Origin of the sequence: Pseudarthrobacter sp. L19 (assembly GCF_050859435.1) — a bacterium.
In the GTDB taxonomy this organism is placed as follows: Bacteria; Actinomycetota; Actinomycetes; order Actinomycetales; family Micrococcaceae; genus Arthrobacter.
In genome coordinates, this window is record NZ_CP193935.1 from 2,846,201 (window position 1) to 2,862,432 (window position 16,232).

Sequence of the window (16,232 nt, forward strand, 5' to 3'; positions counted from 1 at the left end):
GCCTCCGTGTCCTCGCGTCCGACAGCCGCCGGTTCTCGCACCCAACGGACAGCCGTCCTGGCCCGCCGTTTAATGTCAGTGCCTGGACCTAATGTGGGCTTATGGAAGGCGCAACAGCGTTGTCGGCTGAAACCCGTGAGGCCCTGACGGCCCTCATCGGGTCCGCCGACGCGGTGGCGGCGGGTTTGGATGGCGGCGTCGATTCCGCAGACCCGCTGCGGAACTTGGCCGACGACTGTCTGAACGCCCTGGCCGAGTCTGCCCGGTGGGAAGCCCGGATGGCGGCGCTGAAGGTGCGGCTGATCGCGGACTACACTCGAGCGGCCGAGGCTCTGGCGCCGCCGGCACGGTCCCCTCAGGAATGCACGGCGCGGGAAATGTCTACTGTTGCCGAGATCGCCTGCGTCCTGACCGTCAGCGAGCGAGCCGCCGGTGCCCTGATCTCTGAGGCCCGGGCGCTGACAGCGGCGCTGCCACTGACCCTGGCCGCCCTGCGGGCCGGGACGATTTCCTGGCAGCATGCACGGATCATGGTCGACGAAACCGCGAACATTGACCAGGCCGGCGCGGCGGCGCTGGAAGCCCATTTCCTGGACCCGGATGCACCCACTCCCGCCCGCGGTTGTCCCGCCGGAGAACTCGTCCCGGGACGGTTCCGGGCCAAGGCACGCAGCTGGCGCGAACGCCACCACCCGGTCAGCATCGAAACCCGCCATGCCAAAGGCGTCGAGAACCGGCGTGTTGAATATTGCCCGGACCGGGACGGCATGGCCTGGCTGTCGGCTTACCTTCCCGCCGACACCGCTTCGGGCATCTGGGAGCGGACCACCGCTGCAGCCCGCACCCTCCAGGCGCCGGACGAGCAACGGACGTTGGGGCAGCTCCGGGCTGACGTTGCAGCGACCTGGCTGCTCAGCAGCGGTACCGGCCCAGGAACTGCCGAGGATGGAGCACCCGGCGCCCCGTCCTCCGGGGAGGTTCCGGCGCCGCGGGCGCAGGTCCTGATAACCGTCCCCGTGATGGCCCTGCTCGGCGCCACCGAGGAACCGGCCATTCTCGATGGACACGGGCCGGTCCCACCGTCGATGGCCCGCCGACTAATAGCGGACGGTGCCGACTCGTTTCGCCGGGTCTTGACCGATCCGCGCGACGGTGCCCCGTTGGAGATCGGGCGGACCAGCTACCGCGTTCCTAAGGCAATGCGTCAGTGGCTCAGACTCCGCGACGGTAAGTGTCCATTTCCGGGCTGCAGCAACGCTTCCCTGGACAACGACGCCGACCACCTATTGGCCTGGGCCGACGGCGGCGGCACCGGCGTCAGAAACCTGGGTCAGCCCTGTCGCAAACACCATCGCTTGAAGCACACCACCGCCTGGGCACCGACTGCCGCCGGGGCAAACCACCCGCCCGGGTGGACATCACCCGCCGGCCGGACGTACGCCAGCGAATACCAGGACTGGGAACCACCCCAGTGGCCACCGGCCGCCGTGGCTGTGGAGTGGCGCAGCTCCCCAAGCGGACGGGTGGGAGGCCGAAGCGAGCGCTCCACAGGACCCTTGGCCAAAACACGGAGTAAATCTGCTGCAAGGGTTGTTGGAAGACCCTTTTCCGGAATGGGACAAGTGGCCGCCTGGTGAACCGGACGATGCGCCCTGGTTGGATTCCCAGAGCGTTTTCTCCGGGACGACAGAGACCCACTCAGACTGCCCGCTTAGCGTGGCGGGTCGGTGACCTGGATGCGCACGGCACACGCGTCGGCGGCGGCCTTCTTCAACACGGCCGCCCGCGGATCCGGGACATCCAGGAAAGCCAGCCGGGCCAGCGGCGCGTAACGCTTCAGGACCGGTTCGGCGAGCACCAGGTCCGCCAGAGTCCGGTCCCCGCCGGGCACCAGGTACTCGATGCGGTGCTCGGCGAAGATCCGGGCCGCGTGCGCCGCGACCGCCTCCACCAGGGCGTCGGCCTGGTTGGACCGGCGCCGGGCGAAGCGCTGCTGCGACCAGCCGCCGGCGGCCGTGCGCGATTGCACGTGCCGGGTGCCGGTCTTCGAGGCCAGCACCCGTCCCTCCGTCACGACGGCCACCGAATAACCGCCGCGGCGCACCAGCACCAGGCCCAGCGGCCGGGGCTGCGCGGCCAGACCGGCCAGCCGGGTGATCGCGTCGTCGCCGCGGCCCGGACGCCCGTCCGCGGGCCAGGGTGCCTGCAGGAGCGCCTCGGCACCGTCGGCGGCGCGCAGGAGCAACCCGTCGTCGGTGTCGGACTCCTCCAGGCTTCCGTGACTGGCCGCAAAGCGCTCCACCCAGCCGGCCAGCCGCTCCCCGGGGACGCGGGCCACACGTGACTCGGGGCTGGGCATAGCGGATCTCCCTTGGAATGGGCGGGCGGGAAGAATAAGGGCGGTCGGCGGCCGTGCGGGGACCGTCCGGAACTAGAAGTAGCCTATCTATGTGGATGATCTCTTTGGTGCAGGGCAGGACAAGGCGTCCGCGAACAACGACTCCGACGCCGACGACTTCGGCGATGAGTCAGGCGACGGCGACTCCGCCCGCGGCCACTCGTCCCACGGCTCCGGCCGAGCCGCCCCGCGCAGTCCTCTGGCCGTCCGCATGCGTCCGCGGACCCTGGATGACGTCGTAGGCCAGCAGCACCTCCTGGGCCACGGCTCCCCGCTGCGGCAGCTCGCCGCCGGCAGCAACGCCACCGGACCGGCCGGCCCCAGCTCACTGATCCTCTGGGGCCCTCCCGGCACCGGCAAGACCACCCTGGCCCACGTGATCGCCAAGGGCCCGGGGCGGAAATTCGTGGAGCTCTCGGCGATCACCGCCGGGGTCAAGGACGTCCGCCGCGTCATGGACGAGGCTCTGACCGCGCGGGACCTCTACAAGACCACCACGGTCCTGTTCCTGGACGAGATCCACCGCTTCAACAAGGCCCAGCAGGACGCGCTGCTGCCCGGCGTCGAAAACCGCTGGGTGGTCCTGGTGGCCGCCACCACGGAGAACCCGTCCTTCTCGGTGGTCTCCCCGCTGCTCTCGCGCTCCCTGCTGCTGACCCTCAAACCCCTCACCGACGCGGACATCGAGGGCCTGCTGCTGCGCGCCGTCGAGGATCCCCGCGGCCTGGGTGGCTCGGTATCCCTCGAGGGGGAGGCCCTGGCCCACCTCGTCCGGCTCTCCGGCGGCGACGCACGCCGTGCCCTGACCGCGCTGGAGGCGGCCGCCGGCGTCGCGTTCGGCGACGCGGACGACATCGACGGCGCCCCGGCCGACGGCACGCCCGTCAGCATCGAGCTCAAGCACACCGAACGCGCCCTGGATGTCGCCTCGGTCCGCTACGACCGCGCCGGGGACCAGCACTACGACGTCGCCAGCGCCTTCATCAAATCCATCCGCGGCTCCGACGTGGACGCGTCCCTGCACTACCTGGCCCGGATGCTGGAGGCCGGCGAGGATCCGCGGTTCGTGGCCCGCCGCATCGTGATCTCCGCCGCGGAGGACGTGGGCATGGCCGACCCCACCGCCCTGCAGACCGCCGTCGCCGCCGCGCAGGCGGTGCAGCTGATCGGCATGCCGGAGGGGCGGATCATCCTGGCCGAGGCCGTGGTGCACCTGGCCACCGCCCCCAAGTCCAACGCCGCCTACCTCGGCATCAACCAGGCGATCGCCGACGTGCGGGCCGGGATGGGCAACGGCATCCCCGCGCACCTGCGCGACGCCCACTACCCGGGCTCCAAGCAGCTGGGCCACGGCAAGGGATACAAATACGCCCACGACGCCCCGCACGCCGTCGCCACCCAGCAGTACCCGCCGGATGACCTGGTGGGCCGCAACTACTACCAGCCCACCGCTAACGGCGCCGAACGGGACATCTCCACCCGGCTGGAGCGGCTGCGGAAGATCATCCGCGGCAGCTGAGCCGTGATAGTCTTGAACGTTGTCTGGCAAGGCACGGACGCATAATCCTCTGAACTCGCGGCAGTTTCGGCTGTCACGATGCTCTGCGGGTTGGCTCTGCGCCCAGTAGCAAAAGGCAGCGGTTGGCCGATGCTCTCCATCGTGGAGGCCAGTAACACTGACACACCGCAGATATTGGAAGGACACAAGTGGCTAACAACACTCGTGCTCGCCGTACCGCACGCCTCTCGCGCGCACTCGGCATTGCTCTGACCCCCAAGGCCGCCAAGTACATGGAGCGCCGCCCGTACGGCCCCGGTGAGCATGGCCGTGCCCGCAAGAAGCAGGACTCCGACTACGCCGTTCGTCTGCGTGAAAAGCAGCGTCTGCGCGCCCAGTACGGCATCCGTGAAGCCCAGATGACCCGTGCCTTCGAAGAAGCACGCCGCACCAAGGGCCTGACCGGTGAAAACCTGATCGAACTGCTCGAAATGCGTCTCGACGCCCTCGTGCTGCGTGCCGGCTTCGCCCGCACGATCGCCCAGGCCCGCCAGATGGTTGTGCACCGCCACATCATGGTTGACGGCGTCCGCGTCGACCGCCCGTCGTTCCGCGTCGCCGAGGGCCAGCTGGTCCACGTCCACAGCCGCAGCGAAACCATGCCTCCGTTCCAGGTGGCAGCAGCAGGCGCGCACCGCGATGTCCTGCCGATGGTTCCCGCCTACCTGGACGTCAAGCTCGAGTCCCTGCAGGCACGCCTGGTTCGCCGCCCGAAGCGCTCCGAAATCCCCGTGACCTGCGAAGAGCAGCTCGTCGTGGAATTCTACGCACGCTAGATCCAACGCGAGACCTACAAAGAAGCCCGTGGCAAGCGCCGCGGGCTTCTTTGTAGGTAAGGTACTTGAGGAGTCCGCCGCCACGCATTATGGCGGAGCGTCCCGCAGTAATCCACGGAGTTTCAAGGAGATGAACGTCTATGACTGGTGGCGATATTGCCGGCCTGATCGCGGCCGGGGTGTTTGCACTCCTGGTCCTGCTGCTCGCCGTGCCGATCCTGAAGCTCGGGGAGTGTTCGACGAGGTCCGCAGCACCATCCGCTCGCTCAGCGACGGCGCCACCCCGCTCATGGATGAGGTCACCGCCACCGTCTCCACCACCAACCAGCAGCTGAAGAAGGTTGACGGGATCGCCGCCAACGTCTCCGACGCCTCCGCGAACCTCTCCGCCCTGTCCTCCCTGGTCGCGGCCACCGTGGGCTCGCCGCTGATCAAGGTCGCCGCCTTCAGCTACGGCGTGCGCTCGGCGTTCTCCGCGCGCAAGAAGCCCTCCTCCGGCCGCCGCAGCCGCTGATCCGGCCCGCTCCCGCTGAAAGAAGCTGACATGAACAGGATTCTCTGGATGGGCATCGGCGTCGCCGTCGGCGTCATCGCCTTCCGTAAAATCACCCAGGCGCAGACCGCGCTGGGCCCCGAGGGCATGAATCGCGCCGTGGGCCGCCTGGCCGACAGCGTCTACGACTTCGCCGACGCCGTCCGCACCGGCATGCGCGACCGCGAGAGCGAACTGCGCTCGGCGCTGGGAGTCGACGACGCCGCCGCCCCCGCCCGGGACGCGCTGCGCCGCTAGGCCGCCCGCCACCCCGAACCACCCGATGCCACCGGTGCGTCGCCACCTACGTTGTAAAGAATTATTGAAGGGTTAGTAACCAGGTTATGAAGTCGCAGGAGATCACCAAGCGCTGGATCGATTTTTTTGTCAGCAAGGGACACACCGCCGTGCCCTCCGCCTCCCTGGTCTCCAGCGACCCCTCCCTGCTGTTCACGGTGGCCGGCATGGTCCCGTTCATCCCGTACCTCACCGCCCGTGAGGAGCCGCCCTACTCGCGTGCCACCAGCATCCAGAAGTGCATCCGCACCGGCGACATTGAAGAAGTGGGCAAGACCGCCCGCCACGGCACCTTCTTCCAGATGTGCGGCAACTTCTCCTTCGGCGATTACTTCAAGGAAGACGCCATCAAGTTCGCCTGGGAGCTGCTGACCACCAGCGTCGACGACGGCGGCTACGGCCTGCCGCCGGAGCGCCTCTGGGTCACCGTCTACGAAGAGGACGACGAGGCCAAGGAACTCTGGCTGAAGCACACCGGCGTCCCGGCCGAGCGGATCCAGCGGATGGGCAAGTCGGACAACTACTGGTCCACCGGCCAGCCCGGCCCCGCCGGCCCCTGCTCCGAGATCTACTACGACCGCGGCCCCGCCTACGGCATCGAGGGCGGCCCGCTGGCCGACGAGACCCGGTACATCGAAATCTGGAACCTCGTGTTCATGCAGTACCAGATCGACAACGTCCGCTCCAAGGTGGACTTCGACATCACCGGCGAACTGCCCAAGAAGAACATCGACACTGGCCTCGGCATGGAACGCCTCGCGATGATCCTGCAGGGCGTCGAGAACATGTACGAGACGGACCAGGTCCGACCCGTCATCGACAAGGCCGCCGAGCTCTCCGGCAAGGCCTACACCTCCGCCGAGACCCCCGAGGACCCGCACCACACCGACGACGTCCGGATGCGCGTCGTCGCCGACCACATCCGCTCGGCCCTGATGCTCATCGCCGACGGCGTCACACCCTCCAACGAGGGCCGCGGCTACGTGCTGCGCCGCCTGATCCGCCGCGCCGTCCGCTCCATGCGCCTGCTGGGCGTCGAGAAGGCCTGCCTGCCCGAGCTGCTGCCGGCCTCCCGCGATGCCATGAAGGGCCTCTATCCGATCGTGGAGACCGACTTCGACCGGATCAGCCGGATCGCCTACGCCGAGGAGAAGGCGTTCCTGCGCACCATCGCCTCCGGCACCGCCCGGCTCGAGGACGCGGTCAAGGAATCCAAGTCCGCCGGCCGCCCGCTCTCCGGCGCCGACGCCTTCGCCCTGCACGACACCTACGGCTTCCCGATCGACCTGACCCTGGAAATGGCCGAGGAAGCCGGCCTCAAGGTCGACGAGCCCGAGTTCCGCAAGCTCATGCTGGAACAGCGCCAGCGCGCCCAGGCCGACGCCAAGGGCAAGAAGGGCGCCCACGCGGATATGAGCGCCTTCCAGGAGCTCCTGACCGCGGGTGAGACGGTCTTCACTGGCTACACCGAGCTCGCCGGTGAGTCCACGGTCCGCGGCATCCTCGCCAACGGCCGCAAGGTGGGCCACGCCGCCACCGGCGACGAGATCGAACTCGTCCTTGCCGAGACCCCGTTCTACGCCGAGGCCGGCGGCCAGGCCGCCGACACCGGCCTGATCACCGGCGACGGCTTCGTCGTCGAGGTCCTGGACGTGCAGCGCCCCATCAAGGGCCTCAGCGTCCACAAGGCGATCGTCCGCGAGGGTGAAATCGGCGCCGACGCCCGCGTCCTCGCCGCCGTCGACCGCGAACGCCGGCACGCAGCCGAGCAGGCACACACGGGCACGCACATCGTGCACGCCGCCCTGCACCAAATTCTCGGGCCGGAGGCGCTGCAGCGCGGCTCCTTCAACAAGGCCGGCTACCTCCGTTTCGACTTCTCCTGGGGCGAGGGCCTGAGCACGGCCACCCGCTCGGAGATCGAGGAGGTCGCGAACATCGCGATCCGCAACAACTACCAGGTTGAGACCAAGATCATGGGCCTGGCCGAGGCGAAGGCCCTCGGCGCCATGGCGCTCTTCGGCGAGAACTACGGCAACGAGGTCCGCGTCGTGGAGATCGACGGCGCCTGGTCCCGCGAGCTCTGCGGCGGCACGCACGTGTCCAACACCTCACTCATCGGCAGCCTGTCGCTGCTGGGTGAGCAGTCCGTCGGCTCGGGCAACCGCCGCGTCGAAGCCTTCGTCGGCATGGACGCCTTCCGGCACCTCGCCGCCGAACGCGCCCTGGTTACCGAGCTCACCGACATGCTCAAGGTGCCCTCCGGCCTGCTCACCGAGCGCATCGCCGGCACCCTCGCCAAGCTCAAGGCCACCGAAAAGGAACTTGAGCGCCTCCGCAAGGAGCAGCTCACCGCCGCCGCCGCGCAGCTGGTGGGCACCGCCAAGGACGCCTCGGGCGTGAAGGTCATCGCCCACGACGCCGGACAGATCGGCGGGGCGGAAGACCTGCGCGGCTTGGCACTGGACCTGCGCACCCGGCTCGGCTCCGACGCCGCGGCCGTCGCGGTGGCCGGCGTCAGCAACGACCGCCCGGTGATCCTGGTGGCCACCAACGAAGCCGCCCGCGAGGCCGGCGTCAAGGCCGGTGCGCTGGTCCGACTGGCCGCCGGCATCCTCGGCGGTGGCGGCGGCGGCAAGGACGACGTCGCCCAGGGCGGCGGCACCGACGCCAGCAAGGTCGGCGCTGCCCTGACCGCCGTCGTCGACGCCATCACCAAGCGCTAAAGGCCGCGGATGGTTGAAGCTATGGTGCCCGGCGGCTACCTCCGGGGCGTGAAGCTCGGGGTAGACGTCGGCACCGTCCGCGTGGGAGTGGCCGTGTGTGACCCTGACGGCATCCTGGCCACCCCGCTCCGGACGCTCAAGCGTGACGCCAAGAAGGCCTCGGACGTCAGGATCCTGGTCCGGGAGGCGCTCGAGCGCGATGTCGTGGAAATTTTTGTCGGCCTGCCCCGCACCATGAAGGGGGAGGAGCACGCCTCCGCGACAATGGCCTCCGACTATGCAAAGCTACTGGTCAGTACCCTGCGGGCGGCCGACGCCGACATTCCCGTATGGCTGGTTGACGAGCGTCTGAGCACCGTTTCAGCGCACCGGGACCTGCACCAAGCTGGCATGAGCAGCCGCGACCACCGTAAAGTGGTTGATCAGGTTGCGGCCGCAGGGATACTGCAACACGCAATCGATATGCAAAAGGCCAGGGGGACGGAAGTGGGTCGCCGCGTCAGCGCGGACCCGCAGCCGGGGCCGACCGGTGGCGGCGCTCAGGCCGCCCCGGACTTAGACGCGCATTCTGCACAACGCATTCTGCCCGAAATGGAAGGCTACAGTGAGCCCGGTCAACAATGACGAGTCCTCTGGTTTTGCCACTGGCGGCGCAGACCGCCCGCTGACGCGCAAGGAAATTCGGGCCCAGGAGAAGTTCCTGGCGACCCAGAACCACGAAGTCGTCCCGCCGCAGGCCTATGTCACGGGCCAGGAGGAGCAGGACGCCCCCGAGGCGCCGTCCCGCCAGGAGCCCGTGCACGAACCTGTCCAGGAGCCCGTGCGCCAGGAACCCGTGGACGCCGAGCCCGTCCACGAGGAGCCGGTTCACACGGAGCCCGTGCATGACATGGCTGCCCACGAGGAACCGGTCCACGACGCGCACACCGACCAGGTGCCCGTGCATGAACCGGCCCAGCAGCCCGTCCACGTCGAGCCTGTCGCCGCGGGGGAGACGCACCACGAGGCCGGCCACGCGGCCCCCGCGTTCGCACAGGCCGCCCACGAAGAGCCGGCCCACGAGCTGCACGGGGACGCGGCCCACGAGCCCGTCCACGAGTACGCCGGCGGCCTCTCCCGCGAGGAGACCCTGCGCCGCGCCGACGCCCTGCAGTACGGCCACGCCGCCGACGGCGCCGCCTACTACGACGAGCACCACGACGACGCGGCCTACGCCGGACACCCCCTCGAAGACCACCACGACGAAGAGGAGCACGGCCGCGACCTGATCGGCGCCGCGAGCATCCCCGTTGCCAAGGGCCCGTCCAAGAAGGTCCGGCGCCGCCGCCGCTTCCTGGCCCTGGTTCTGACCCTCGCCGTCTTCGTCGTCGCAATCGTCGTCGGCGCCCAGTTCATCAAGCCGCTGCTCGGCGGCAACACCGTGGCGGACTACCCGGGCCCCGGCACCGGCGAGGTCACCATCACCGTGCCCGCCGGCGCGGGCCCCAAGTCCGTGGCCGCCGACCTGCAGGCCAAGCAGGTCATCGCCAACCCGGACAACTTCGTCAAGGCCTTCGTGGCTGCCGGCGGCGCCCTCACCCCGGGCACCTTCAGCATGCGCAAGGAAATGAACAACACCGATGCCGTCAACATCCTGCTGAACAAGGGCAGCGGCAAGGTCATGTACTTCGCCCTCAGCGCCGGCATGCGCATCAACGAATCCCTGCAGGCCATCTCCGAAGGCACCGGCGTGCCGGTCCCGGAACTCAAGGCGCTCAGCGACTCCCCGGCACAGTTCGGCGTTCCCGCGAAGGCCAAGAACCTTGAGGGCTTCCTCTTCCCCGGTGAGTACCGGTTCCCGCTGGGCACCTCCGCCAAGGACGTCCTGACCAAGCTGGTCGGCAGCACCCTGGACGAGCTGAAGGCCCAGGGCATCACCGACCCGGCCAAGCAGTACGACGTCCTGACCGTCGCCAGCATCGTCCAGGCCGAGGGCGGCCAGGCCGAGTACGGTGACGTCGCCGGTGCCATCTACAACCGCCTCAAGCCTAACAACACCGAGACCGGCGGCCTGATCCAGTCCGACGCCACCGTCACGTACGGCCTGGGTATCCGCAGCTTCCACATCGACGAGGCGCAGAAGGCGGACAAGTCCAACCCGTACAACACCTACGCCAACCAGGGCCTGCCCGCCGGTCCGATCGGCTCACCGGGCAAGACCGCCATCGACGCGGCCGCCAAGCCGAAGACGAACGACTACCTCTACTGGGTGACCGTCAACCTGGACACCAAGGAGACCCTGTTCGCCAAGACGCTGGCGGAGCACAACGTCAACGTGGCCAAGTACAACGCCTGGTGCAGCGCCAACCCGAACCGTTGCGTGTGACCGGACGGGCGGCCGTCCTCGGCCACCCCATCGGGCATTCGAAGTCCCCGGCCCTGCACCGGGCCGCCTACGCGGCACTCGGCGGGGACATCGGCTACGAGGCGATCGACGTCACCGTTGACGCCCTGCCCGGGTTCCTGTCGACGGTCCGCGCCGATGACAGCTGGCACGGCCTGTCCGTGACCATGCCGCTGAAGGCCGCCATGGCCGCGGCCGTGGACGAGGTCCGCGGCGTGGGGAGGCCCTCGGCGTGGTCAACACCGTGGCGTTCGAGCCCGGCCCCGCAGGTCCGCGCCTCGTCGGGTACAACACCGACGTCGCCGGCATCGTCAACGCCCTCCGGTACGCGGGCGCCCGGGATACGCCGTCCGCCGCGGTTCTGGGCGGGGCGGAACCGCCGCTGCCGCTGTCGCCGCCCTTCGCGACCTCGGCACAACCTCGGCCACTGTCTACGTCCGCGACGCCGGCCGGGCCGCCGAGGTGCGCGCCGCCGCCGCCGGCGTCGGCATCGACCTGCAGTTCCGGCCCCTCACCGACGCCGCCCGAGAACTCCCCGGCTTCGACGTCGTGGTCTCCACCCTGCCCCCGCGGGCCGCGGACGGAACCGGGGCGGACCTTGCCGCCGCCGGCGCCGCGACGCCGGGCATCCTGCTCGATGCGGCGTATGACCCGTGGCCCAGCCGGATCGCCGCGGCATGGACCGCGGGCGGCGGAACCGTGGTCCCCGGCCTGGAAATGCTGCTCTACCAGGCGATCGAACAGGTCCGGCTTTTCGCCGCCGTCGACGGGCCGATGCCCGCCAAAGTCATAGATGTGATGTGTGACGCAGTCGGGGCACCTCGACGGGTGTTCTAAGTGCCGCACATGGCAGGATGGAAGCTATGTTGCGTTGGTTGACCGCCGGTGAATCCCATGGCCCGGCACTGGTCGGAATTATTGAAGGCGTCCCCGCCGGCGTCGAACTCAGCAGTCCCCGGATCGTCGAGGCCCTTGCCCGGCGCCGGCTCGGCTACGGCCGCGGCGCCCGGATGAAGTTCGAACAGGACGAGGTCAGCATCCTTGGCGGCGTCCGCCACGGCCTGACCCAGGGCGGCCCCGTGGCCATCCAGGTGGGCAACACCGAATGGCCCAAGTGGGAACAGATCATGTCCGCGGACCCGGTGGACCCGGAGACCCTCGCGGACCAGGCCCGCAACGCCCCGCTGACCCGGCCCCGTCCCGGCCACGCGGACTTCACCGGCATGCAGAAGTACGGCTTCGACGAGGCCCGCCCCGTCCTGGAGCGCGCCAGCGCCCGCGAGACCGCCACCCGCGTGGCCCTCGGCTCGGTGGCCGCCGCCTACCTCTCCCAGCTCGGCATCGAACTGGTCTCCCACACCGTCTCCATCGCCACCGTCTCCGTCCCGGAGGGCAAGCCCCTGCCGGTGCCCTCAGACGTGCTGGCCCTCGACTCGGACCCGCTGCGCTGCTTCGACCGTGAAACCTCCGACGCCATGGTCGCCGAGGTCGATGCCGCCCACAAGGAGGGCGAAACCCTCGGCGGCGTCGTCGAGGTCCTCGCCTACGGCCTGCCGCCGGGACTGGGCAGCTACGTCCACTGGGACCGCCGGCTGGACTCCCGCCTGGCCGCCGCCCTGATGGGCATCCAGGCGATCAAGGGTGTGGAGGTCGGCGACGGCTTCCTCACCGCCTCGCGGCGCGGCTCGGCCGCCCACGACGAGATCGTCAAGGACTCCGAGGGCCGGATCATCCGCACCTCCAACCGCGCCGGCGGGATCGAGGGCGGCATGAGCATCGGCGACGTGCTGCGCGTACGCGCGGCCATGAAACCGATCGCCACCGTGCCGCGTGCCCTCAAGACGGTCGACGTCGCCACGGGCGAGGCCGCCAAGGCCCACCACCAGCGCTCCGACGTCTGTGCGGTCCCGGCCGCCGGCGTCGTCGCCGAGGCCATGGTGGCGCTGGTCCTGGCCGAGGCCGTCGCCGAAAAGTTCGGCGGTGACTCGGTTGCCGAGACCGCCCGCAACCTCAAGGGTTACCTGGACAACATCCCGGCGTCCCTGGACTCGATCGGCCACTAGTGCCTGCCAGTGAAACGCCGCGCCGGCAGGCCGGCAGCCGGCGCCCGATCGTCCTGATCGGGCCGATGGCCGTCGGCAAGTCCGCCATTGGCCAGCAACTGGCCCAGCACCTCGGCGCCCGGTTCATCGACACCGACGCCGAGGTGGTCAGCCAGCACGGTGCTATCGCGGACATCTTCGCCAGCCGCGGCGAGTGCGCCTTCCGGGAGATGGAGGCCCGGGCCGTGTCCCGCGCCGTGGAGGACGCCGCCGAATCGCCGACCGTCATCTCCCTCGGCGGCGGCGCCGTCCTGGACTCCGGCACCCAGCAGCTGCTCGCCGGCTGCACCGTGGTCTACCTCGAATGCGACGCCGGCACCGTGGCGGACCGGATCGCCCGGAACTCCGGCCGGCCGCTGCTGGCAGGGGACGCCATGGAACGCTGGCGGACCCTCTTCGCCACCCGCCAACCGGTCTACGAACGCCTCGCCGACATCGTCCTGGACGTCCGCCACGGCACCGTCGCGGACCTGGCACACCGACTTGAAGATGCGCTCCGGCGCCCCGCCGGCACCGCCGCGGCGGCCCCGGCGGCAACAAAGAAAGTGGAACTGTGAGCAACGAATCAACCACCATCCCCGTCACCGGCCAGTCGGCGTCGGAGAACTACGACGTCGTCGTCGGCCGCGGCCTGCTCGCCGGCCTGCCGGCGCTGCTGGGGGAGCGGGTCAAGCGCGTCCTGGTCATCCATCCGCGCGCTCTGCGGCTCACCGGCGACACCGTCCGCGAGGAACTCGGCACCGCCGGTTTCACCGCCCTCACCGCTGAGATCCCGGACGCCGAGGAAGGCAAGCACATCGAGGTTGCCTCGTTCTGCTGGCAGGTGCTGGGCCAAAACGACTTCACCCGCTCCGACGCGATCGTCGCCGTCGGCGGGGAGCGGTGACCGACCTCGCCGGTTTCGTCGCCGCCACCTGGCTGCGCGGCATCAAGGTGGTCCACATGCCCACCAGCCTCCTCGGCATGGTGGACGCCGCCGTCGGCGGCAAGACCGGGATCAACACCGCCGAGGGCAAGAACCTGGTGGGCGCATTCCACCCGCCCGCCGGCGTCCTGGCCGACCTGGACACCTTGGACACGCTGCCGAAGAACGAGATCATCTCCGGCCTCGCCGAGGTCATCAAATGCGGTTTCATCGCCGACCCGGCCATCCTCGACCTGATCGAGAAGGACCCCGCGGCCGCCACGGACCCGCGCTCGGAGGTCCTGCGCGAACTCATCGAACGCGCCATCACGGTCAAGGCCCGCGTGGTCTCCGAGGACCTCAAGGAAACCGGCCAGCGCGAAATCCTGAACTACGGCCACACCCTGGGCCACGCGATCGAACTCGCCGAACGCTACTCCTGGCGGCACGGCGCCGCCGTCTCCGTGGGCATGATGTTCGCCGCGGAACTGGCCCGCAGCGTCGGCCGGCTCAGTGACGCCGACTTCGACCGGCACCGGGCCATTCTGGAAAGCCTCGGCCTGCCCACCACCTACCGTCGTGACCGCTGGCAGGCACTGCTGGACGGCATGCGCCGGGACAAGAAGTCCCGTGGCGACCTGCTGCGCTTCGTGGTGCTCGACGGCGTCGGGCGCCCGGGAATCCTCGACGTCCCGGACACCTCGCTGCTCTTCGCCGCCTACCAGGAGATTGCCTCCTGATGATCAGCGACAACGGCGGCACGAGCGAGTGGCCGGATGCCGGCTTCCCCGGCATCCGGATCAACCCGCGCACGCTCATGCCGGAACTGGTTAACGAGGAGGCCTGCGCCGACGCCCTCGCCGCGTCGCAGGACCCCACCGACCTGATCTTTGTCCGGCTCGTCGAGGGCCACCCGGGGAGGCGGCCGAGCTGCTCGCCGAGGCCCGGTACAAGGACCCCGACTCCTTCCGGCTCCGGATGTTCGAGGCGGAGGTGCTGCGCGTCTCGCACCGCTCCGACCGCGCCGTCGAACTCTACCGGCAGCTGCTGGCCGAGGCGCAGGGCACCCCCGAGGAGGCCTCCGTCCGCCAGCACCTGGGCCGCTCCTACTTCGCAGCCGGCAATACCGCCGCTGCCGTCGAGTCCTTCGCCAAGGCCCTGGATCTCCGGGTGGCCGGCGCCGCCGACGCGGCCCTGATCTACTCCTCGACCGTGGCGCTCCAGCGCGCCCGGGACGTGCTGGACCTGGCCTCCTGAGGGACCCCGTCCGGCACCGCTGCCGCAAAGCCGGTAGAATGGATCTTGGATTTTTGAAAAACACGCGCGGAACCGCCCCTTGGGCGCGCCCGCATGGCATACACGGCTGGCGGCTTAGACCGGCCATTGACGAAACCTGAGGATACTGTGGCAACGACCAACGACATCAAGAACGGAACCGTGCTGAAGCTGGAAGGCCAGCTCTGGAACATCATCGAATTCCAGCACGTCAAGCCCGGCAAGGGCGGCGCCTTCGTCCGCACCAAGATGCGTAACGTCATGTCCGGCAAGGTTGTCGACAAGACCTTCAACGCCGGCCTCAAGATCGAGACCGCCACCGTGGACCGCCGCGACTACCAGTACCTGTACCAGGACGGCGCCGACTTCGTCTTCATGGACACCTCGGACTTCGACCAGCTGACCGTCCCGGCCGCCACCGTGGGCGACGCCACCAACTTCATGCTCGAGAACCAGATGGTCAACATCGCCATCCACGAGGGCAACCCGCTCTACATCGAACTGCCGCCGAGCGTCGTGCTGGAAATCACCTACACCGAGCCGGGCCTGCAGGGCGACCGCTCCTCCGCCGGCACCAAGCCCGCCACCCTGGAAACCGGCTACGAGATCCAGGTGCCGCTGTTCGTCGAGAACAACACCAAGGTCAAGGTCGACACCCGCGACGGCAGCTACCTTGGCCGGGTCAACGACTAGTGAGCGCCCGCGGTAAGGCCCGCAGCAGGGCCCTGGATGTACTTTTCGAGGCGGAACAGCGTTCCGTCTCCGCATTCGATGTGCTGCGCTCCCGTCGTGAACAGACGGATCAGGTCATCAACCCCTACACCCTGGAAATCGTCGAGGGCGTGGTCTCCCACCAGGCTGCCATCGACGAGTTCCTCGAAACCTACTCGCAGGGCTGGTCGCTGGAGCGGATGCCGTCCGTGGACCGCATCATCCTGCGCGTGGGCACCTGGGAACTCCTGTACAACGACGACGTCCCCGACGGTGTCGCGGTGAGCGAGGCGGTGGCGCTGGCCAAGACGCTCTCGACGGACGAGTCCCCGTCCTTCATCAACGGCCTGCTGGGCCGGCTGCAGCAGCTGAAGCCCTCGCTGCTGGCCTGATCCGGCCGGCACCGAAGCGCCCTCCATGACGGGGGACTCTGCGGCGAAAACTCCGGGCCGGTGCCCGCCATCACGGGGGCACCGGCCCTTTCGCGTCTCCCCGGTGTGATGCACACCGCGTCCCGGAGGCCCGAAGCGCCGGGGCCCGTGTGGTAATTTGAGAGAGCAAATGTTCCTT

At 69.2% G+C, this 16,232-nt stretch carries 12 protein-coding genes and 4 pseudogenes; 15 read left to right on the forward strand and 1 reads right to left on the reverse strand.

Annotated features, from left to right (window positions below; genetic code table 11):
• The first annotated feature begins 101 nt into the window (after positions 1-101).
• Positions 102-1,637, forward strand: coding sequence for a DUF222 domain-containing protein (locus tag ACRQ5B_RS13620; protein ID WP_432394716.1), 1,536 nt, complete (start codon positions 102-104; stop codon positions 1,635-1,637).
• A gap of 74 nt (positions 1,638-1,711) precedes the next feature.
• Here ACRQ5B_RS13620 and ACRQ5B_RS13625 read toward each other — a convergent pair whose 3' ends face one another.
• Positions 1,712-2,359 carry an acVLRF1 family peptidyl-tRNA hydrolase gene (locus ACRQ5B_RS13625; protein WP_412883049.1) on the reverse strand — a complete coding sequence of 216 codons (648 nt, stop codon included), beginning with the start codon at positions 2,357-2,359 and terminating at the stop codon, positions 1,712-1,714.
• A gap of 91 nt (positions 2,360-2,450) precedes the next feature.
• On the opposite strand from ACRQ5B_RS13625, the gene ACRQ5B_RS13630 reads away from it, so the two are divergent.
• The 14 genes and pseudogenes from ACRQ5B_RS13630 (at position 2,451) to nusB (ending at position 16,054) form a co-directional block, all read left to right on the forward strand.
• Positions 2,451-3,917 (forward strand): replication-associated recombination protein A, encoded by a 1,467-nt coding sequence (locus ACRQ5B_RS13630; protein WP_432394720.1) that lies wholly within the window; start codon positions 2,451-2,453, stop codon positions 3,915-3,917.
• A 188-nt stretch (positions 3,918-4,105) separates the two neighbouring features.
• On the forward strand, positions 4,106-4,732 hold the full coding sequence (gene rpsD / locus ACRQ5B_RS13635; protein WP_432394723.1) for a 30S ribosomal protein S4: 627 nt from the start codon (positions 4,106-4,108) through the stop codon (positions 4,730-4,732).
• Between the two features lie 140 nt (positions 4,733-4,872).
• A pseudogene (locus tag ACRQ5B_RS13640) lies at positions 4,873-5,246 on the forward strand (DUF948 domain-containing protein).
• 30 nt (positions 5,247-5,276) lie between these two features.
• Positions 5,277-5,522: a DUF6167 family protein gene (locus ACRQ5B_RS13645; protein WP_290257736.1), complete on the forward strand. Its 246-nt coding sequence runs from the start codon at positions 5,277-5,279 to the stop codon at positions 5,520-5,522.
• An 86-nt stretch (positions 5,523-5,608) separates the two neighbouring features.
• Positions 5,609-8,287 (forward strand): alanine--tRNA ligase, encoded by a 2,679-nt coding sequence (gene alaS / locus ACRQ5B_RS13650; RefSeq protein ID WP_432394726.1) that lies wholly within the window; start codon positions 5,609-5,611, stop codon positions 8,285-8,287.
• Between the two features lie 9 nt (positions 8,288-8,296).
• On the forward strand, positions 8,297-8,911 hold the full coding sequence (ruvX, locus tag ACRQ5B_RS13655; protein ID WP_412883046.1) for a Holliday junction resolvase RuvX: 615 nt from the start codon (positions 8,297-8,299) through the stop codon (positions 8,909-8,911).
• Positions 8,892-10,652, forward strand: coding sequence for an endolytic transglycosylase MltG (mltG, locus tag ACRQ5B_RS13660; protein ID WP_432394730.1), 1,761 nt, complete (start codon positions 8,892-8,894; stop codon positions 10,650-10,652). The genes ruvX and mltG overlap by 20 nt, the downstream gene beginning before the upstream one ends.
• Positions 10,649-11,507: pseudogene (locus ACRQ5B_RS13665) on the forward strand (shikimate dehydrogenase). Before mltG ends, ACRQ5B_RS13665 begins: the two are co-directional and overlap by 4 nt.
• 26 nt (positions 11,508-11,533) lie before the next feature.
• Positions 11,534-12,733, forward strand: coding sequence for a chorismate synthase (aroC, locus tag ACRQ5B_RS13670; protein ID WP_412893293.1), 1,200 nt, complete (start codon positions 11,534-11,536; stop codon positions 12,731-12,733).
• On the forward strand, positions 12,733-13,329 hold the full coding sequence (locus ACRQ5B_RS13675; RefSeq protein WP_432394734.1) for a shikimate kinase: 597 nt from the start codon (positions 12,733-12,735) through the stop codon (positions 13,327-13,329). The genes aroC and ACRQ5B_RS13675 overlap by 1 nt, the downstream gene beginning before the upstream one ends.
• Positions 13,326-14,416: pseudogene (gene aroB, locus ACRQ5B_RS13680) on the forward strand (3-dehydroquinate synthase). The gene ACRQ5B_RS13675 and the pseudogene aroB overlap by 4 nt, the downstream one beginning before the upstream one ends.
• Positions 14,416-14,933, forward strand: a pseudogene (locus ACRQ5B_RS13685) (tetratricopeptide repeat protein). Before aroB ends, ACRQ5B_RS13685 begins: the two co-directional pseudogenes overlap by 1 nt.
• A gap of 147 nt (positions 14,934-15,080) precedes the next feature.
• Positions 15,081-15,644, forward strand: coding sequence for an elongation factor P (efp, locus tag ACRQ5B_RS13690; protein WP_056739180.1), 564 nt, complete (start codon positions 15,081-15,083; stop codon positions 15,642-15,644).
• Positions 15,644-16,054 (forward strand): transcription antitermination factor NusB, encoded by a 411-nt coding sequence (nusB, locus tag ACRQ5B_RS13695; RefSeq protein ID WP_290257744.1) that lies wholly within the window; start codon positions 15,644-15,646, stop codon positions 16,052-16,054. The genes efp and nusB overlap by 1 nt, the downstream gene beginning before the upstream one ends.
• Positions 16,055-16,232: the final 178 nt, after the last annotated feature.